The sequence below is a fragment of the Caballeronia udeis genome, assembly GCF_044909315.1.
In the GTDB taxonomy this organism is placed as follows: domain Bacteria; phylum Pseudomonadota; class Gammaproteobacteria; order Burkholderiales; family Burkholderiaceae; genus Caballeronia; species Caballeronia udeis_A.
In genome coordinates, this window is record NZ_JBIYEB010000052.1 from 1 (window position 1) to 18,893 (window position 18,893).

At 60.9% G+C, this 18,893-nt stretch carries 15 protein-coding genes; 8 read left to right on the top strand and 7 right to left on the bottom strand.

What is annotated here, in order from left to right; translation table 11 throughout:
• Positions 1–213: 213 nt before the first annotated feature.
• A complete protein-coding gene (pdxR, locus tag ABH944_RS42255) occupies positions 214–1,647 on the bottom strand; it encodes a MocR-like pyridoxine biosynthesis transcription factor PdxR (RefSeq protein ID WP_404614998.1) in 1,434 nt (477 codons plus the stop codon).
• A 178-nt stretch (positions 1,648–1,825) separates the two neighbouring features.
• Between pdxR and ABH944_RS42260 the strand changes: the two genes are divergently transcribed.
• The 8 genes from ABH944_RS42260 (at position 1,826) to ABH944_RS42295 (ending at position 11,034) form a co-directional block, all read left to right on the top strand.
• A complete protein-coding gene (locus ABH944_RS42260; RefSeq protein ID WP_404615000.1) occupies positions 1,826–2,266 on the top strand; it encodes a MarR family winged helix-turn-helix transcriptional regulator in 441 nt (146 codons plus the stop codon).
• 66 nt (positions 2,267–2,332) lie between these two features.
• Positions 2,333–3,826, top strand: a complete 1,494-nt coding sequence (locus ABH944_RS42265; protein ID WP_404615002.1) for an efflux transporter outer membrane subunit — start codon at positions 2,333–2,335, stop codon at positions 3,824–3,826.
• 35 nt (positions 3,827–3,861) lie between these two features.
• The gene (locus tag ABH944_RS42270; protein ID WP_404615004.1) at positions 3,862–5,130 is read left to right on the top strand and encodes an HlyD family secretion protein; all 1,269 of its coding nucleotides are present in this window, start codon (positions 3,862–3,864) and stop codon (positions 5,128–5,130) included.
• A 59-nt stretch (positions 5,131–5,189) separates the two neighbouring features.
• Entirely contained in the window at positions 5,190–6,752 is a 1,563-nt protein-coding gene (locus ABH944_RS42275; protein ID WP_404615006.1) for a DHA2 family efflux MFS transporter permease subunit, read from the top strand.
• 229 nt (positions 6,753–6,981) lie between these two features.
• Positions 6,982–8,487 carry a xylulokinase gene (locus ABH944_RS42280; protein WP_404615008.1) on the top strand — a complete coding sequence of 502 codons (1,506 nt, stop codon included), beginning with the start codon at positions 6,982–6,984 and terminating at the stop codon, positions 8,485–8,487.
• Positions 8,484–9,149, top strand: coding sequence for an HAD family hydrolase (locus ABH944_RS42285; RefSeq protein ID WP_404615010.1), 666 nt, complete (start codon positions 8,484–8,486; stop codon positions 9,147–9,149). Before ABH944_RS42280 ends, ABH944_RS42285 begins: the two co-directional genes overlap by 4 nt.
• Before the next feature lie 7 nt (positions 9,150–9,156).
• Entirely contained in the window at positions 9,157–10,248 is a 1,092-nt protein-coding gene (locus ABH944_RS42290) for a glycerol dehydrogenase (protein ID WP_404615012.1), read from the top strand.
• A gap of 15 nt (positions 10,249–10,263) precedes the next feature.
• Entirely contained in the window at positions 10,264–11,034 is a 771-nt protein-coding gene (locus ABH944_RS42295) for an SDR family NAD(P)-dependent oxidoreductase (RefSeq protein WP_404615014.1), read from the top strand.
• 101 nt (positions 11,035–11,135) lie between these two features.
• Here the strand turns inward: ABH944_RS42295 and ABH944_RS42300 are convergent, their stop codons facing one another.
• From ABH944_RS42300 to ABH944_RS42325, 6 genes are all read right to left on the bottom strand, one after another.
• Positions 11,136–12,332 carry a porin gene (locus tag ABH944_RS42300; protein WP_404615016.1) on the bottom strand — a complete coding sequence of 399 codons (1,197 nt, stop codon included), beginning with the start codon at positions 12,330–12,332 and terminating at the stop codon, positions 11,136–11,138.
• 473 nt (positions 12,333–12,805) lie between these two features.
• Positions 12,806–13,663: an SIS domain-containing protein gene (locus tag ABH944_RS42305; protein WP_404615019.1), complete on the bottom strand. Its 858-nt coding sequence runs from the start codon at positions 13,661–13,663 to the stop codon at positions 12,806–12,808.
• Positions 13,664–13,765: 102 nt separating this feature from the next.
• Positions 13,766–14,764 (bottom strand): ABC transporter permease, encoded by a 999-nt coding sequence (locus tag ABH944_RS42310; RefSeq protein WP_404615021.1) that lies wholly within the window; start codon positions 14,762–14,764, stop codon positions 13,766–13,768.
• Positions 14,765–14,786: 22 nt separating this feature from the next.
• Complete coding sequence (locus ABH944_RS42315) at positions 14,787–16,295, bottom strand: sugar ABC transporter ATP-binding protein (protein WP_404659709.1); 1,509 nt, start codon at positions 16,293–16,295, stop codon at positions 14,787–14,789.
• A gap of 65 nt (positions 16,296–16,360) precedes the next feature.
• Positions 16,361–17,338 (bottom strand): sugar ABC transporter substrate-binding protein, encoded by a 978-nt coding sequence (locus ABH944_RS42320; protein ID WP_404615025.1) that lies wholly within the window; start codon positions 17,336–17,338, stop codon positions 16,361–16,363.
• 55 nt (positions 17,339–17,393) lie between these two features.
• The gene (locus ABH944_RS42325) at positions 17,394–18,815 is read right to left on the bottom strand and encodes an FAD-binding oxidoreductase (protein WP_404615027.1); all 1,422 of its coding nucleotides are present in this window, start codon (positions 18,813–18,815) and stop codon (positions 17,394–17,396) included.
• Positions 18,816–18,893 lie beyond the last annotated feature (78 nt).

Here is an 18,893-nt window from a genome sequence, read left to right on the forward strand (position 1 = left end):
CGTTTCTTTGTCGCTTTGGACAAAGAAATGACGTGCCGCCACGCACAGTGGCTAATAGTGATAAAGAGAAAATCCGACTCTCGCAGACCACTAACCCTGAAAGCAGCAACCCGGCATTGACCCGACCGCTAACGCAAGAACCTGGCAACCCGGCACAAACCACGACCGCTAACCCTAAAACCACCCAGAACCCAAACCCCAACCTCTCGCGACCTACCCCATCTTCGACAAGCGAGTCCCGAGCGTCTTCATCGCGATCCTGATGTCATCCGACCCGATCCCGCCATAGCCGAAGATCAGGCCTTCCTGCGTGGGCCGGTTCATGTAGAACGCCGAGATCCCGTACAAGCCTATGGAAGGATCGAGAGCGCCGCCGGTCAACAGCTTCTCCTTCAACGATCCTTTCAACTGTGCGGTCATATGAATTCCTGCTGCGGGAATCAGTGGCTCGAACCATTCGGCAAGTTCGTTTTGCAGGGACGAAACAAGCGTTCTGCGACGATCCTCGTAGTGCTTGTGCATACGTCGAAGATGCTTGGCGAAGTCGCCGTCAAGCATGAATTTAGCCAGCGCCGCTTGCGTCAACGAGCAGGTATGCCAGTCGCTTATCTGCTTGGCCTTCTGTATAGCTTCATTCAGCGACGCCGGCGGCACGACATAACCCACCCGCAGCTCAGGAAAGATGGTCTTTGAGAACGTGCCGACATAAGCCACCAGACCTGCCCGGTCGAGACTCTTGAGCGGCTCCACTGGCCGGCCTTCGAAGCGGAACTCACCGTCGTAGTCGTCTTCAATGATGACCGCGCCCTGGCGCTGCGCCCACTCGAGCAACGCCACGCGACGCTCGAGACTCATCGGCATGCCTAGTGGAAACTGATGCGACGGCGTCACATAGACGAGCCGGGCATTCTTCGGCAATTGCTCGACAATCAAACCCTGCTCATCGACAGGCACGCCGATTATCTTCGCGCCGGCCGCCACGAACGCCGCACGCGCAGGCGGATATCCGGGTTCTTCAACCGCGACCACGTCGCCGGGACGCAGCACCACACGTGCAGTCAGATCGATTGCCTGCTGCGCGCCGTGCGTGACGATCACGTCCTGCCAGTTGCTTGCCACGGCGCGGCTGAACGCCAGGTAACGCGACACGGCGAGGCGCAATTCCTGTTCGCCGGCCGGATCGCGATACTGCCCGTGCCCACGTGCCTGCAATCGCACTGCGTGATTGACGCATCGACGCCAGGTGTCGAAGGGAAACAGGCGCTTGTCGGTCACGCCGCCTAGAAAATCAAACGGATAGACAACGTTGTGCCTGGGCATTGAAAGCTGGACGGGCATGGATGACCAGATTGCCTGGGTCCTTGCCTGATGCTTCATTGCGTCGGCGGGATGCGTCGGCACGCGGGTCAAGCCTTCGGCCACGAAGGTCCCGTCGCCGGGACGCGAACGAAGATACCCTTCGGTGGTCAAGCGTTCAAAGACATCGAGCGTTGTCTTGCGCGAGACGCCAAGTTGCATGGCGAGATCGCGCGTGGAGGGCAGACGTTCGCCCGCCGCCAGCCGGCCCTCGACAATACCGCTGCGCAACTGCCGGTAGATCTGTCCGCTCAGGTCGTCGCGGCCGCGAATGTTTACGTGAATTTCCATCGCCCCGGTATCCTCGAATGTGATCATTTGGCGGATTCTGACATGCCAGTGAGATCAATGACCAGGGACCGTTCATGCGGGTTTTTACAATTACCTGACGCCGTGACTCATCGTGAAGAATCTGTGTTGACAATATCTGCTAAGTCAAATAATATGCGACTCATCAACGGAGACAGCGATGAATCACTACAGCAAGGAAACCTTTTTTCGTCCGACTCAGAGCGTCGGTTTCTTGATCAACAAATCGCGCAACATCCTGACAGTCGAGATGGATGCAGCACTGAAGGACCTGGATATCACCAGCCAGCAGATGGGTATCCTGATGTCGCTTACGCTTGGTCAGGCTGCAACGCCGTTCGAGTTGTCGAAGGTGCTGGGAATCGATACCGGCCTGATGACGCGCATGCTCGACAAGCTGGAAGCGAAGGAGTTGCTGCAGCGCTCACGCAGCCTTGAAGATCGCCGTGTCGTTAACCTGACGTTGACGGAAAAGGGCGAGGAAGTCGCCGCCCGGATTCCGGAAGTCGCACCGGACGTGTTGAACGCCCACCTGAAGCATTTCAGCAAGACCGAGTTTGAAGAGTTGCGCCGCCTGCTTCGTAAATTTCTTGAAGAGTAGGTAACCTGAATAAGTACGCTGGATAGGTGATCCGTTTTTTTATCCAATTATCTGACAAGTCAGAAAATGAAAACACAGTTAAATCAGAAGTCGGTCGGTTCGAGAGCGTTGACTGCGGGCGTATCGGTGATGTTTGCCGCGGTGCTGTCGGCATGTGCGAACTACTCGGGCATCCACAGCGACCATCAGATGGCCCAGCCGCAATCGTACGAGACGACGCAAAGCATTCCGTCGGAGAGCGGTCATTGGCCGGCGGCCGGTTGGGCTGATCAATTCGGTGACGCGCAACTGAAAGCATTGATTGCCGAAGCGTTGAAGAACAGTCCGTCCCTCGATCAGGCGCGTGCCCGGATTGCTTCGGCCAATGCTTATAGCGAAACGGCGAAGGCCAACACAATGCCGAAGGTCGGCGCGGACTATTCGATGACCCGCCAGCAATATTCCGGCAACGCGCTCGTGCCTCCGCCTTACGCGGGTTCATGGCAGACGGAAAACACGCTGCTTGCGTCCGCTTCGTATGACCTCGACCTGTGGGGCAAGAATCGTGAAGCGCTGAAGGCGGCGGTATCGCAAACGCAGGCGAGCGAAGCGGATGCCGAAGTCGTGAAGCTGACGCTGACTACGTCGATTGCCCGCGCTTATAACCTGCTTGCGAGGCTTTACGACCAGCGCGATATCGCCGTTAGCGAAGTCGCGCAACGCGACCAGATCGAACGTATTGCGGCGGGCCGGATTGCGACCGGGCTGGACACTGAAGTGGAGCGCAAGACGGCGCAGGCAAACGTCGCGACAAGTCACGCATCCTTGACCGCGCTCGACGGCCAGATTCTCACGACGCGCTACCAGATTGCCGCGTTGCTTGGCGCGGGACCGGATCGCGGCTTGACGATCCAGCGTCCGACGCTTGGGGCGGGGGACCAGGTGCTGCTCCCCGACAACCTGCCGGCCGATCTCGTCAGCCGCCGGCCCGACCTGGTCGCCGCGCGCTGGCGTGTGGACGCTCTCACACATGATGTGAAGGAAGCGAAGGCCGAGTTTTATCCGGACATCAACTTGAGCGCTTCGATTGGCCTGGACGCATTCGGCTTTGGCCGCTTGCTGACGGCGGCGAGCAGAACCGCAACGGCTGGTCCGGCGATCCACTTGCCGATCTTCGATGCCGGCGCATTACGCGCTCAACTCAAAGGCCGTTACGCCGATTTCGATTATGCGGTTGCGACCTATAACCAGACGCTTGTCAGCGCGCTAAGCGATGTCGCGACGCAACTCGCGCAGATCAGGTCGACGGATGCACAACTTGTCGATGCACAAACCGCACAGGAAGCCGCACATCGCGCCGATGAACTCGCGATTGTCCAGTACAAGGGCGGCCTCACGAATCAACTGACCGTGCTCAACGCCGACGTGAACGCGTTGTCGGCGGACCAGGCCGTCGTCGATCTGAAAATGAACCGTCGTGACCAGCAGATTGCACTCGCCTCGGCACTCGGCGGCGGTTACATCGACACCGGTACGGACACCAGCACCCCTTCGTCTTCACAAACTGTTGCCGCGCGCTGAGCCGGCATTCCACTGACTCGTCAAGAGAGTTTGCAATGAGCGATACCATCCAGTCCGACCGCGTGACGGCGGATTCAAACGAAACAGCCAAGGATGCCTTACCTAAAGAGAGCGTGCCGGGCACGAAACGCAAGCTGCTGCTTTCCTTGCTTGGCGCAGCAATCGTCGTCTCGGCCATCGCCTACGGTACGTATTACTACACCGATGCGCGCTTCTATCAGTCGACCGACGACTCTTATGTCAGTGGCAATCTCGTACAACTCACGCCGCAAGTCAGCGGTACGGTTGTCGCGGTGAACGCCGACGATACGCAGATCGTCAAGGCTGGCGATCCGGTGGTGACGCTGGATCCTGCCGATGCAAGAGTTGCGCTCGGTAATGCGGAAGCCACGCTTGGGCAGACCGTGCGAGAAGTGAGCAGCCTCTACGTCAACAACGACTTTTATGCCGCGAGTGTCGCTCAGCGCGAGTCGGATCTCGCCCGAGCCAACTCGGACCTGCAACGCCGCCAGGCGGTGGAGAACACCGGGGCGGTATCGGCGGAAGACGTCTCGCATGCCCGCGACGCCGTCAAGAGCGCACAAGCCTCACTCGACGCCATACGCCAGCAAGCCGAAGCGAACCACGTGCTCACCGACCGCACATCGATCGAGCAACACCCGAATGTCCAGGCTGCCGCAAGTAAGGTCCGCGATGCTTACCTGAGCTATGCCCGCAACACCTTGCCCGCGCCGGTGACGGGTTACGTCGCGCGCCGTTCGGTGCAGGTCGGGCAGCGTGTTGCCCCAGGTAACCCGCTGATGGCGATCGTGCCGCTGGACGGTGTGTGGGTCGACGCCAACTTCAAGGAAGGGCAGTTGCGGCACATGCGCATTGGTCAGCCGGTCACGCTGACGGCCGATGTGTACGGTTCGAGCGTCAAGTATCACGGCCGTGTGGTGGGCTTTTCCGCAGGCACGGGCAGCGCGTTCGCCGTGCTGCCGGCACAGAACGCGACAGGCAACTGGATCAAGGTCGTGCAACGCTTGCCGGTACGTGTCCAGCTTGACCCGCGTGAGCTTCAGCAGCATCCGCTGCGCATCGGCTTGTCGATGGACGTCGAAGTCGAAACGCGCGACGAATCCGGTACGCAACTGGCCGCTGCAACCAACACGTCTTACATGACCGGTGTATTCGAGCAATACGGCGCGCAAGCCGATGCGGAGATTGCCAAGGTGATCGCCGCCAACATGCCGGCAGGTCCGGTAGCCGCTCCCAGGACCCTGGCGAAGCGCGATCAAGCACAACCCCATCGCGCCGGTTAAGCGCATTTTTTTAATCATATATCTGACAGGTCAGATTAAATGTGTCCTTGGGAGCAGCCATGAATACGTCGTCTCAGTCCGGTGCGCTTGCGCCACTCACCGGCGGGAAGCTGGTTCTTGCCACGCTTGCCGTTGCGCTTGCCACCTTCATGAACGTGCTGGATTCGTCGATTGCGAATGTTGCGATCCCGACCATCTCGGGCAACATGGGCGTCTCGGTCGATGAAGGCACGTGGGTCATTACGCTCTTCGCCGCGGCCAATGCCATTTCAATTCCTCTGACTGGCTGGCTCACGCAACGGGTCGGGCAGGTGAAGCTGTTCGTGTGGGCGATCCTGTTGTTCGTGATGTCTTCGTGGTTGTGCGGCATCGCGCCGAACCTTCCCGTACTGCTTGGCGCGCGGATCCTGCAAGGCGCGGTCGCCGGTCCGCTGATCCCGCTGTCTCAAGCCATCCTGCTCGGTTCGTATCCGAAGGAAAAGAGCTCGCACGCGCTAGCGTTGTGGGCCATGACGGCGACAGTCGGCCCGATCGTCGGACCCGCGCTGGGTGGCTGGATCACCGATAGCTACTCCTGGTCCTGGATCTTCTACATCAACATTCCCGTCGGCCTGTTTGCAGCCGGTGTGACGTGGGCGATCTACCGGACACGCGAAACGCCGGTCAAGCGGATTCCCATCGACAAAGTGGGTCTGATCTCGTTGATCGTCTGGGTCGGTTCGTTGCAGATCATGCTCGATAAAGGCAAGGACCTCGACTGGTTCACCTCGCCGGTGATTGTCGCGTTGGGCCTTATTGCGTTGATCAGCTTCGTGTTCTTCATGGTCTGGGAGTTGACCGAAAAAAATCCGATCATCAATCTCCGGCTTTTCATGGGACGTAATTTCATGGGGGGAACCATCGCGATTTCAGTCGCGTACGCCGTCTTTTTTTCGAACCTCGTGATCTTGCCGCAGTGGATGCAGCAGTACCTGAACTATCGTTCTGTCGATGCCGGTCTTGCCACGGCGCCGCTGGGTATCTTCGCTGTGCTGCTTGCGCCGGTGATGGCGAAGATCATGCCGAAGAGCGATGCACGGGTGCTTGCCACGCTGGCCTTTCTCGGTTTCGCCGGCGTGTTTTTCATGCGGTCGTTTTACACGACAGGCGTCGATACCTGGACCCTGGTCGTGCCGACCTTGTTGCAGGGCGTTCCTACCGCGCTGTTCTTCGTGCCGCTGACGGCGATCATCTTGTCCGGCTTGCCGGCCGACAAGATACCCGCCGCCGCAGGGCTGTCAAATTTCACGCGGGTCTTTGCGGGTGCCGTTGGAACATCGCTCGTCAGCACCGGCTGGAACGACCGGACAATCCTGCATCATGCCCAACTGGCTGAACAAACGAGCGTCAACAATCCGAACTTCGTCGCGAGTATCAATGCATTGCAGAACATGCTTGGAGGAAGCACGACGCAAGCAATGGCGTTCTTCGAATCGTCCCTCAACGCACAAGCGGCCATGCTTGGACTGAACGATATCTTCTGGCTTTCGGCGGTTATTTTCATCGCGATCATCCCGCTGATCTGGCTCACCAAACCGGGCAAGGACGGCAGCGCAGCGGCTGCGGGAGCAGGGGGACACTAGGTTTCAAATTGCTGGAATTGACCCTTCATAAAGTTAGCAAAAACAACGATAACTCGTGCGTATGAGAAGGCGATACAGAGAATAAGTCGCTATTTATGGTAAATGGATCATTTGACATGAGAAAAAAACGTAGTCAAAATAACGTTAATAAAACATAGACGCAATCGCTCGCACGCCAGTCCCGTGAGCGATTGCTTGCTCGTTCAGGCAACACCTGGGGATTCGAGTGATGGAGACGTATTACCTTGCCATTGACGTCGGCACGGGCAGCGCGCGCGCTGCCCTGGTCAATTCGCATGGCACCATAGTGAGCATTGCGGCGCGCGAACACGAGCAGATCGTGCCGCGCTACGGCTGGTCCGAGCAGCGCCCCATCGACTGGTGGCAGGGAGTAGCCGGTGCAATCCGGGAGGTCCTTGGCAGCACTCCCCATGCTGCTGAAAACATCGTGGCTATCTGCGCATGCGGCCAGATGCATGGCACGGTCCTCATCGATGCGGACGGTCAGCTCACCCGCGAAGCCGCACCACTCTGGAACGATAAACGCACGCTTGCCCAGGTGGCCGCTTTTCGCGCGAGTCATGCCGCCACTTCGTATCTGCCGTTGACGGCCAACCCGGCAACACCGGCATGGCCCGGTTTCAAACTGCAATGGCTCAAGCAGAACGAACCCGATGCATACGAGCAAGCGGCAACGGTGTTCATGCCGAAGGACTTCATCAACTTCCGGCTGACAGGCGAGCGTGCCTGGGACTGGAGCGACGCATCAACGAGCTTCCTGATGGACCCGGTCACGCGGTCGTGGTCCCAGCCCATGCTCGATGCACTCGGTCTTGACGGCAGCAAGCTCCCGCCCATCCGTTCGCCGCAGGAAATACTGGGCACGGTCAGCTCTGAAGCGGCTCGCGCAACCGGCCTTCGCGAAGGGATACCGGTGCTTGTGGGCGGTGCGGATTATCCACTCTCCATACTAGGCTCAGGCGTGTACGGACCCGGCCTTGGCTCGGATATCACCGGCACGTCGTCGATCATCACCGTGATCGCGGACACCCCCATGCTGCACCCGGAAGTCTCGAACGTGGTCACGGTTGAGGGGCTTTGGGGAAGGTTCATGCTGCTCGACTCAGGTGGTGATGCAGTGCGCTGGGCGCGTCGCGCATTTCATGAAAACACCCTGGGCTACGAGGCCGTTGCGGAGAAAGCAGCCGATGCGCCGGTCGGTTCCGAAGGGCTTTTCTTCCTGCCTTATCTGACCGGCGAAAGGCTTGGCGAGCATTCGAATTCACGCGCGCAGTTCTTTGGCATTGCGGCGAAGCATGGAACGGCGCATCTGCATCGCGCGGTATTGGAAGGCGTCGCGTTCGGCGTGCGGCGGCATATCGGCGTGATCGAATCGGCGGGCGTGCGCATGGAGCGGCTGGTCGCGGCAAGCGGCGGCGCGAGGGCCGCTCTCTGGCTTGCGATCAAGGCAAGCATGTATCGCACGCCTATCCTCGTGCCGGCGCAACTCGAATGCGGCGTGATCGGCTGCGCGATTCTCGCCGCGACCGCACACGGCCAGTTCGCGAATCTGGGCGATGCGGTCGCGGCCTTCGTTCAGTTCGAACGAGAGGTCTTGCCGGACCCGCGGGCCAGTGACGTGTACGACCGGATGATGCCGATCTTCGAGCGTCTCTACGCAAGCTCGCAACAGTTCTACGACGACCTGGATCGTCTCGCCGAGGGTCATGCATGAAGCAGGTAATCAAGGCCGTGTTATGGGACATGGACGGCACGCTCGCCGACAGTGAAGCGCTGCATCTGAGCACGCTCGTCGCCGTGTTGACGCAGCATGGAATAGAAGCGGGCGACGACCTGCATGCATCGATATTCGGCAAGACGGGCCGCGAAGTTCACGCGTACTGCTGCGAGCGTTTCGGGATCGATTTCGACTATGGACAATGGTCGATGGCAAGAGCGCGGCACTATCTGTCCGAAGCCTCGAAAATACAGCCGCGACCCGGTGCGCTCAGCGTCTATCACGCGGTGCGGGCAGCGGGAACGCGGCAAGCGATTGTGTCGAATTCATCGCGCATGTTGCTTGAGGCCGGTCTTCGCGCACTCGACTTGCAGGACCCGCAACTGATCTCCATCAGCGCCAACGACGTGCGCGCCGGCAAGCCCGACCCCGAGCCTTATCAGCGCGCTGCGTGGTTGCTGCACGTGAGGCCCGGGGAAGCCATCGTGGTGGAAGACAGCCCGACCGGCGCCCGCGCGGCTATCGCGGCCGGCATGCGGGTGCTCGCGTGGCCCGAGCATGAAAGCGCTGTCGCAAGCTTTCCCGAGAGCGCGCGTTTCGTGCGCTCCGAACACGAACTCGCCGACGCACTCGGCGTTCAACTCATCCCTTCTCCCTGAACCCGTCATGCTCCGAACCAGCATCTTCCCTTCTCGATACGTCCAGGGCGCGGGCGCGCTCGATTCACTCGACGCGGAACTTGCGTGCCTGGGTACACATGCAGCTTGTCTTGTCGACAGCAACGTGGCGGCTCTGCTTGAACCGTCGTTGTCGAAAGCGGAGCGCGTGAAGCTCGCCGTGCGTAGCGTCGATGCCGCATGCACCGAGCGCTCGGTCGCCGCTGCGGCAGCGTGGATTCGCGAGAGCGGGGCCGACATCGTGGTCTCGTTCGGTGGCGGCAAGGTGGTCGATACGGGCCGAGCTGCCGCTGACGACCTGCGCCTGCCTTTCGTGTGCGTGCCGACCATTGCCGCATCCGATGCACCGTGTTCAGCGCTCGCCGTGATCTACGACGAGGAGGGCAGGGTCGTGCGCGACCGCTTCGTGCGCCGCAATCCGGATCTCGTGTTGCTTGATACAAGCCTGATCGTACGCGCGCCCGTGCGCTTTTTTATCGCCGGGATTGGGGACGCGCTCGCGACCTTCTACGAAGCCGATGCGTGCCGCCGTGCCTATGCGAAGAATCTTTGCGGCGGCCGCGGTACGGCGTTGGCTTTCGAGGCAGCGAAGTTATGCCGCGATACCTTGTTCGCGCATGCCGTGCAGGCGGTGGACGATTGCCGCGCGCAGATCGTCACACCGGACTTCGATGCCACGCTGGAAGCGACCGTGCTGCTCTCGGGCATAGGCTTCGAGTCGGGCGGCGTGGCCGCCGCGCATGCCATTCATCATGGCCTCGCGGACCTGCCTTCATCGCACGGTTTGCTGCATGGCGAGAAGGTCGCTATCGGCGTGCTGGCGTCGCTGTTTTTATCGGCGGTGCCTGACGACGAACGGGCTCGCGTGTTCCGTTTCTGCCGCGCCGTGGGCCTGCCTACGCGTCTCGCGCAGATCAACGTCGAGGCAAGCGACGAAGCGGCGCTCGGGACCGTGGCGAAGCGCGCATGCCGGGCGGGCGAGATCATCCACAACGAACCGTATCCCGTTGATGCACCCCTGGTCGTTGCCGCGTTGAAGGCGATGGACCGCTATGCAGCACGACTCGATCAAGACATTTAAAAGCGAGACAACATCATGACAGGCGAACTCAAAGGCGCGGAAACAGCCGCGTTCCGTCCCGGCCTCTTCGAGGGCAAGACGGTCCTCGTATCGGGCGCGACCAGCGGCATTGGTCTCGCGATCGCAAGGGGTTTTGCAGCATTGGGCGCAGAGGTGATTGCAACCGGAAGCTCTTCGAACAAGCTCGAAGGATTGCGCGCGGATACCACGCTTAGAGGCATCCGCTTCGAGCAACTGGATGTTCGCGACAACGAGGCGATCAAGGATTTCGCCGGCAAGTTGAGCGTTCTCGACGTGCTCGTGAATGCAGCCGGCGTTGCGCGTCCCGTCGATGAATATCGTGACGATGTCTTTCGCGAAGTGATCGACGTGAACCTGACGGCAGCCATGCGCCTCGCGGTGGCTGTGCGCGACAAACTCGAGCACGCGCGTGGATCGATCGTCAACGTGGCGTCCATGCTGAGTTATATCGCCGACGTGGATGTGCCGGCCTATTGCGCCAGCAAGACCGGCATTCTCGGCCTGACGCGTTCGCTGGCTCACGCGTTCGGCCCGGCAGGGGTACGGGTGAACGCGATTGCGCCGGGCTACCACCGCACCGACATGACACGCGCGTTATGGGAAGTGCCGGCCAGCGCGGAGAAGATCGCGGCGCGCAGCGCGCTCAAGCGTTGGGGCGAAGTGGATGACCTGGTTGGCGCGACGTTGTTTCTGGCGTCGCCGGCATCAGCGTTCATCACGGGCGTGACCTTGCCTGTGGATGGCGGGTACGCGACCGGCGTGTGAGGCAAAAAAACGGCCTTCGCTGTCCGGTTGAATCCGAAGAGAGAAGGCCGTGTGCTTCAAGAAACGCTTAGGAGTACAGCCCCCAGGCGTTGTATAGACATTTAGAACTTGTGCGTGATGCCGACAATGGCTGCCAACTGGTGATTGTTGGACGAGTAGGACGAACCGCTGAAGTCAGCTACAGCCTGCTTGCCCGTCGAATCCACACCCGAAGCCGTTTCGAAGAAGCCGATTGCGTATACCGACGTACGCTTGGACAACGAGTAGATGGTGCCCAGGTTGAACTGGTTGTACTTGGCGCTGCCCACGCCATCTGCGCCGCTGTTATGCGTGTAGATGTAGGCGCCAGCCAGCGTCAGTGCCGGGGTCAGCGCGTACTTCACGTTCAGTTCGCCCGAATTGAACGTAGCGGTGCCGCCGTTGTACTTGGTGCCGTAGCTGCCAATTGCATTGACCTGACCAAGGTTCTGGAACTGCGTGTTCGAGTACAGCAGCGCGATCGTTGCCGAGCCGAGCACGTACGAACCGCCGGCCGTGATGATCTGCTGCGAGCCTGCCGACGCGTAGCCGCCATAAATACGGCTTGGCATGTTGTTGGTGCCGCCCGCGGCCGAAGTCGGCGTCGACGAGTTGCCCTGGTTGCCGAACGTCGAGTAGTACGGGTCCTTGGTGAAGTCGTAGCTCACACCCAGCTTGATCGGGCCATTGACGTACGACACGGCTGCGTCGGTGACTGCGTTGCGCGAGAACTGGCCGGCCTGACCACCCAGGCTATACATGACGCCGACCGTCACGCCACGGTAGTTCGGGCTCGTGTACTTGATGGCGTTCTGGATGCGGTTCGACGTATCCACGTTATCGACGTCGCCTGCGCGCGTACCGTAGCCGAGACCGGATGCGGCCCAGTCGGCGCCCGATGCGAACGAGGAGGTGGCGTCGTTACTTGCCGAGTACTGGCGGCCCAGCAATACCGTACCGTACGTAGCGCTCGACAGGCCGACGAAGGCCTTGCGGCCGAATTCCAGGCCGCCCTGGCTCAGCGCGCCGGTGCCGAGGGTAAAACCATTTTCAATGGTGAAGATCGCCTTGAGGCCGCCGCCCAGGTCTTCAGCACCCGTCAAACCCCAACGCGACGAGTTGGCGCTCGACAGACCGTAGAGCTTGCTGCCCTTGACGTTGTTGTTGAAGAGGAACCCGGCGTCGGCCAGGCCGTACAGCGTCACGCTGCTTTGTGCGTGAGCAGCGCCGGCAAATGCGCCGAACGCGAGGATGGCAGCGGTGGTCTTTTGGATTTTCATTTTGTTGTGCTTCAGTGTGTAAAAGAGGAGATATCCTTATTTGATCGGGTCCGAAAGTCCACTGTTGTTTGATTGTTTGGTTATTCCGTTGCTTTCTAAGGCAACGTGCCAAAAATTCATATAGCCGAAATAATTAGCATCCCAAATCGTCTCGCACAGGACCCACCCGATCACAAGCAGGCGAATCGCCCTGTAACCACCGATATGTAAGGATTTCGAAGGGTACTGGACGTCCGGCTCGACGAACCTTAATGTGGCCCGATTTCATTTTCGTGAAATGATATTTACTTTCGGGTTCGTAAGGAACATTAGATCTATATGCGTATTATTTGCACAACAATTTATTGAAACGCTAGTAATTCTTACAGAATTGAGCCTGGAGGCTGGCAGTGCAGCTTCTCAGGTCCGGGGCGAGTGCCGTTTGGAAGGCTTGATGCCTTCAATGTCCTTTCAGCTGGCCAGCGCCGCCGCTATCAGATGACGCCGGTCGAGCGCATGTCGGCCAGGCGTTTTTTCATCTCCAGCACGGCGAGCGTATGAGCATCGCCTTTGCGCAGCGCGACGCTGGTCGAGAGGATATCGATAATGACAAGCGCCGCGAGCCGCGACGTGGTGGGCGTATAGACATCTGTATTTTCCAGTGTCTCGGCAATCACCGCGACGTCCGAGAAACTCGCGAGCGGGCTATTCGATCCGGTAATCACAATGACGCTTGCGCCGCGTTCGCGGGCGGTCCGCGCGACTTCGATCAGCGAACGGGTGGCGCCGGTGTTCGAGATGGCTACGACCGCGTCCCCGGGCTTGAGCATGGACGCGGCAATGAACTGCTGGTGCGAATCCTGATGGGCGACGCATGGCACGCCGAAGAGGGGGAACTTCTGCTGCGCATCGAGCGCGACAATGCCTGAGGCGCCGAAGCCGAAGAACTCGATCCGCCGTGCCTTGGCCAGCAAATCCACCGCCCGCCCGATAGCCGCAAAGTCCAGCTTCTTGCGAGCCCAGTCGAGGCTCGTGATGGTGTAGTCGAAGATCTTGGTGGCAATGGTCTCCGGGTCGTCGCCTTTGGCGAGTACCGAGTGCGTGGCAGGGGCGCCGAGCGCGAGGCTCTGCACCATGCGGATCTTGAAGTCCTTGAAGCCGTTGCAGCCGAGCGTTGCGCAAAAGCGCAGCACGGTCGGCTCGCTGACCTGCGCGTTGCGGGCAAGCTCGGCCAGGTTGATGTCAGGGATCGAAGCCAGGTTTGCAAGGATGTACTCGGCCACTTGCCGGCTGCCGCGCCGAAGGCCGGGACGCGCGCGGTCGATCAGTTCGAGGATGTTGTAATCGGGCACTCGATGTTCCTTCGTTCATTGTGAACGGGGCGCCGCAAGCGGCGCCCCGTGCAGCCAAAAGGCCAGGCTGCCAAGTGTATCGGACTCGTGGATCAAACTCGCCTAGCGGCGCCAGAAGCGGGCGCCGCGCTGCGACAGGACAGCCGCGACAATGATCACGCCCATTACCACTTGCTGATGGTAACCCGGCACGCTGGCGAGATTCATGATGTTGCCGATCACCCCCAGGATCAGCACGCCCATCAGCGTATTCACCGCACCGCCTTTACCGCCCGCCAGGCTCGCGCCGCCGATCACGACCGCGGCAATCACGGTCAGCTCGTCGCCCACGCCCACTGTTGGCGCACCGACTCCGGCACGCGAGGTCGAGATGATGCCGGCAAGCGCCGCAAGCAGTCCCGAGCTGACATAGGTGCCGAGCACATGGCGCGCGACGGGTACACCCGAGAGCCGCACGGCTTCCTCGTTCGATCCGATCGCGCGGACCACGCGGCCGGCACGAAGCCGGTTCAGCGCAATCCCGCCAATCAGGAATACGAACAACATTACGAGCGTCGGTCCCGGTACGCCGAAGTACGAGTGACGGCCGAAGTCGAGCAACGCCTGTCCGGCATCGTCGACGAGGATCGGCGAGCCGTTGGAGACGATCATCGCCACGCCGCGCGCAACGGTCATCATCGCGAGCGTGACGACGAACGGCGTGAGGCGGAACCACGCGATCAACGCGCCCGATACAAAGCCGCACAGGCCGCCGACCAGCAGCGTGACGAGCAGCGCGGCGCTCAGGCCGTACTGGGGAATGAGCATGGCCGAGACCACGCTGCCCAGCGCCGCAATGGAGCCGACCGACAAGTCGATACCGCCGGTCAGCACAACGAGCAGCATGCCCACCGACATGATGCCGACGCCCGCGACCTGACGCGAGATGTTGGACAGGTTTGGCACCGAGAAGAAGTCGCTCGACACGAACGACGCGGCGATCACGAGCACGATCAGGATGACGACCGTGTTGAAGCGGCGCGCGACCGACCACCACTGTCTTGCGTGTGTCTGGCCGGACTGCGCCTGATGCGTTTTCTGAGTGACGGCGCTGGGATTCATGATGCGGGTCTCCGAGTCTGGTTTAGTGGGTGAGCGCGGCGGGCGCTTCGTCCGGCGCGCGACGCAGGGAGAGCGAGAGAATCTGCTCTTCGCTGAAATCGGCGGGCTGGAGTTCACCGCGAATCTCGCCTTCGCCCATCACGAGAATGCGGTCGCACAGGCCCATCAACTCCTGGTGCTCCGACGAGATCACGAGCACCGCCTTGCCCCGTTCCGCAAGCTGGTTGATCAGCGTATAGATTTCCACCTTGGCGCCTACGTCCACACCGCGCGTAGGTTCGTCGAGGATGATCAGGTCGCCGTCCGCATGAAACCACTTGGCGAGCACGACTTTTTGCTGGTTACCGCCGGACAACGTGGAGACATCGGCGTCCATCGAACGGGCCTTGATGCGCAGTTGTTCCATCAGCTTCTGAACGAACGCGCGCTCGCGGCCGAACGCCAGGAAACCACCGGGGCGACTGACGGACTGAAGGGCGGCGAGCGTGGCGTTGACGCGGATCGGCATCGATAAAACCGCGCCCTGGCCTTTGCGGTCTTCAGGGACGAAGCCGATGCCCGCCTTGACCGCCGCCATTGGCGAGCGGATCGACAGCAGCTTTTGTTTCAGTTCGATGGTGCCGGAGTCTCGTGTGTCCGCGCCGAAGATCAGCCGGGCGACTTCCGTGCGTCCCGAGCCTATGAGGCCCCCGAGCCCGACCACCTCGCCGGCCCGCAGCGTGAACGACACGTTGCGCACCGCATGGCCGCGTACGAGGCCCGTTACCTTCAGCACTTCGTCGCCGAGCTTTGCGTGACGCTGCGGGAACAGCACGGATAGCGGGCGGCCGACCATCTTGCGAATGAGTTCATCCATGCCGAGATCGGCAGGCTTGACGGTGTCCACGCGCTTGCCATCCTTGAGCACAGTAATGCGGTCCGCGATGGCGAACACTTCTTCCAGCCGGTGCGAGATATACACAATGCCCACGCCGCGCGAGCGCAGGTCGCGCACGATTTCCAGAAGCTTGTTGGCATCTGACGGCGCGAGCGCGGCAGTGGGTTCGTCCAGCACCAGCAGTTTCACTTGCCGGCTCAGCGCCTTGGCAATCTCTATTACCTGGCATTGCGCTGTGGACAGGCTGCTGACCAGCGCGGAAGGGTCGATGTCGAAGCCGAGACTCGCGATCAATTCATGCGCTCGCTTGCGTAATGAACGCCAGTCGATCATGGCCGGCAACGCGCCGAGGAACACGTTTTCAGCGACTGACAAATCCGGCGCCAGCGCTGTTTCCTGATGGATCACCGCAATGCCTTCTTCCATGGCCGCATGCGGATTGCGAAAGAATATCTCTTGTCCTTCGACCTGGATCGTCCCGGCATCGGGTTGATGGCCGCCGCCGATAATGCGCATCAGCGTCGACTTGCCCGCGCCGTTCTCGCCGACGAGTGCATGGACTTCGCCGCTGAGGACATCGAAGTCGACGCCTTCAATGGCGTGAATGCCGCCGAAGCGCTTGTCGACGCCGGTAAGGGCGATAAACGGAATCATGAAGGTGTCTCCAGAATGCACGCGCACCGGTCCGGCCGGCGCGCGTTGCATGAACCCGCGCGTCTTCAGAAGATCGCTTTCGGGTTGTAGAACTTGTCGACGTTGCTCTGGTTGATCACAGCGGACGGCGTGTAGGAAATCTTCGGCACGTTGGTCGCTTCACCTTTCGCTGCCTTCATGCCGATGTCCACCGCCGTGCGCGCAACGAGCGCCGGATCGTTCAGCGCGGTCGCGCCGTACTTACCCTGCTTGATCAGGTTGAGCGCTTCCTTCTGGCCGTCGGCCGCGGCAACCAGCGTGATGCCCTGGCGGTTCGCACTTTCGATTGCCCGGCGTGCGCCAAGGACCATGCTGTCGTTTTCACCGAGCACCATGTTGATGTCCTTGTTCGCGACCAGCAAATCTTCCATCGCCTTCAGGCCGCCTTCATCCGACCAGTTGCCCCAGCCCTGGCCGACAATCTGCAGGTTGACCTTGCCGGTCTTGGCGAGCTGCGCCTCGACAATCCCTTCGATCACGCCATCACGCCGTTCCTTGCCGACCGGATTGCCTTTCTCGCCCGAGATCAATGCGATCTTCAGCGGCTTGTCGCCCATGGTGTCGACCACCCACGAGCCGACCAGCGCACCGTTCTCGCGATTCGACGATTGCACGAGCGTCAGGTAGTTGGCCTTCGGGTCGAGCGTGCTGTCGATCACGACCACTTTCACACCTGCGGCAGTGGCCGTGTTCACCGCATTGACGAGACCCTTAGGATCGGCCGGGTCGATGATCAGCACCTTGATGCCACGCGTCAACATGTCTTCCACGTCCGAGATCTGCTTGCCCATCTTGCCCTGGGCGTCGGCCGTAATGACGTCGGCGCCGAGTTCCGTGGCACGTGCTTTGGCCGACTCCATCGCAGCCGAGAAGTAAGGCGCATTGAGTACCTTCATGGAAATGCCCACTTTCATCTTGTCGGCAGCAAACGCCGGGGCCGTCGCCATTACGCTTGCGACTGCCAGTGCTACACCACACATCACCTGCTTTACGAACCGCGTCATGTCTCCTCCTTTTGTTGGGGTTTGGCGGTGTTGAACAACATAAAAAAGTATCGGGTCAGGGCGGCAGCAGCTTGCCGGGATTGAGGATATTGAGCGGATCGAGCGCGGCCTTGACGGCGCGCATGGCGGCGAGTTCAGCAGGAGTGCGAGACAACGCCAGCACCTTCAGCTTCTTCGTGCCAATGCCGTGTTCCGCCGATACCGATCCGCTCATCTCGCCGGTTACGGCGTACACCACGGCCTGCACCTTGGGCGCGGTGTCGCGCGGCCAGTCGGGTTCCTGCACCACGATATGCAGGTTGCCGTCGCCCAGATGTCCGTAGATGAGGATGGTCGCGTTGGGCCAGTGCTCGCGAAGCTGTTGTTCGCAGCGGCGAGCGGCTTCACCCACATCGGCGATCGAGAAGCTGACGTCGAAGGAAACGCGGCCTGGAATCAGCCGTTGATATTCACCGGGTGCGTCGCGAATGGCCCAGAACGCAGCGGCATCCGACTCCGACGAAGCCAGGGCGGCGTCGCTGATCAGTTCTTCTTCGAGCATGCCCGAGAGGAAGTCTTCGAAGGCGTCCGCCTGACGCCCGGGATCGGCGCCGCTGCTTTCCAGCAGCACGTAGAACGCATGTTTTCCTTCAAGCGGCGCGCGTAATCCGGGTAGGCGCGACAGCACGAAATCGTAATAACCCGGCCACATGACTTCGAACGCGGACACACCCGCCGGCAAGCTTTCCTGCGCGCGCCGCAACAACGTGGTCACGGCGTCGTAGTTCGGCAGGCCGCACCATGCGGTGGATACCGCACGCGGTTTCGGCCGCAAGCGCAGCACGGCGCGCGTGATGACCGCCAGCGTTCCTTCGCTGCCGATCAACAGGTTGCGCAGGTCATACCCGGTGTTGTTCTTGATCATCTTGCGCAAGCCGCCAACAATGCTGCCATCGGCCAGCACGGCTTCCATGTCCAGCACCTGGTCGCGCATCATCCCGTACTTGATCACGCGGTTTCCACCCGCGTTGGTCGCGAGATTGCCGCCGATCGTGCAGCTTCCGCGCGCGCCGAGATCCAGCGGAAACATGAAGCCGGCAGCGTCCGCCGCTTCCTGGACGATCTGCAGCGGTGTGCCGGACAGCACCGTCATGGCTGCGCTGACCGTATCGATACTTTCAATGCCGTTCATCAGTTCCAGGCTCAACGCCACTTCTCCGCCGAGGAAAGTCGCGCCGCCCGCGAGTCCCGTCAAGCCGCCTTGCGTGACGACCGGTTGCCCGTGCTCATGACAGATCCGCAGCGCGGTGGCGACATGTTCCGTATTGCGCGGCCGGATCAGCGCAAGCGGTTCCTCGGACGGCATGCGGCTCGAGTCCGAATTCTTTCGCCCGGCGAACTCGTGCGGCAGGCTGACTACATCGGCTCCGAGCGCTTCGCGCAGCGCGTTAACGGCATGCCGGGACGGGCTGCGCTCGGGTGACGGGTGTTCGTGCATCGAATCTCTCCTGCGGGTTGGCTCGCGCCGCTCTTGAAGAGCCGTCTTGCCCGAGAGCCTGACTTGGCCGCGAATTTG

Excerpts from the sequence above, each read along its gene's own strand:
- pdxR (WP_404614998.1), bottom strand. The coding sequence starts at position 1,647 with ATGGAAATTCACGTAAACATTCGCGGCCGCGACGACCTGAGCGGACAG.
- ABH944_RS42260 (WP_404615000.1), top strand. The coding sequence starts at position 1,826 with ATGAATCACTACAGCAAGGAAACCTTTTTTCGTCCGACTCAGAGCGTC.
- ABH944_RS42265 (WP_404615002.1), top strand. The coding sequence starts at position 2,333 with ATGAAAACACAGTTAAATCAGAAGTCGGTCGGTTCGAGAGCGTTGACT.
- ABH944_RS42270 (WP_404615004.1), top strand. The coding sequence starts at position 3,862 with ATGAGCGATACCATCCAGTCCGACCGCGTGACGGCGGATTCAAACGAA.
- ABH944_RS42275 (WP_404615006.1), top strand. The coding sequence starts at position 5,190 with ATGAATACGTCGTCTCAGTCCGGTGCGCTTGCGCCACTCACCGGCGGG.
- ABH944_RS42280 (WP_404615008.1), top strand. The coding sequence starts at position 6,982 with ATGGAGACGTATTACCTTGCCATTGACGTCGGCACGGGCAGCGCGCGC.
- ABH944_RS42285 (WP_404615010.1), top strand. The coding sequence starts at position 8,484 with ATGAAGCAGGTAATCAAGGCCGTGTTATGGGACATGGACGGCACGCTC.
- ABH944_RS42290 (WP_404615012.1), top strand. The coding sequence starts at position 9,157 with ATGCTCCGAACCAGCATCTTCCCTTCTCGATACGTCCAGGGCGCGGGC.
- ABH944_RS42295 (WP_404615014.1), top strand. The coding sequence starts at position 10,264 with ATGACAGGCGAACTCAAAGGCGCGGAAACAGCCGCGTTCCGTCCCGGC.
- ABH944_RS42300 (WP_404615016.1), bottom strand. The coding sequence starts at position 12,332 with ATGAAAATCCAAAAGACCACCGCTGCCATCCTCGCGTTCGGCGCATTT.
- ABH944_RS42310 (WP_404615021.1), bottom strand. The coding sequence starts at position 14,764 with ATGAATCCCAGCGCCGTCACTCAGAAAACGCATCAGGCGCAGTCCGGC.
- ABH944_RS42315 (WP_404659709.1), bottom strand. The coding sequence starts at position 16,295 with ATGATTCCGTTTATCGCCCTTACCGGCGTCGACAAGCGCTTCGGCGGC.
- ABH944_RS42320 (WP_404615025.1), bottom strand. The coding sequence starts at position 17,338 with ATGACGCGGTTCGTAAAGCAGGTGATGTGTGGTGTAGCACTGGCAGTC.
- ABH944_RS42325 (WP_404615027.1), bottom strand. The coding sequence starts at position 18,815 with ATGCACGAACACCCGTCACCCGAGCGCAGCCCGTCCCGGCATGCCGTT.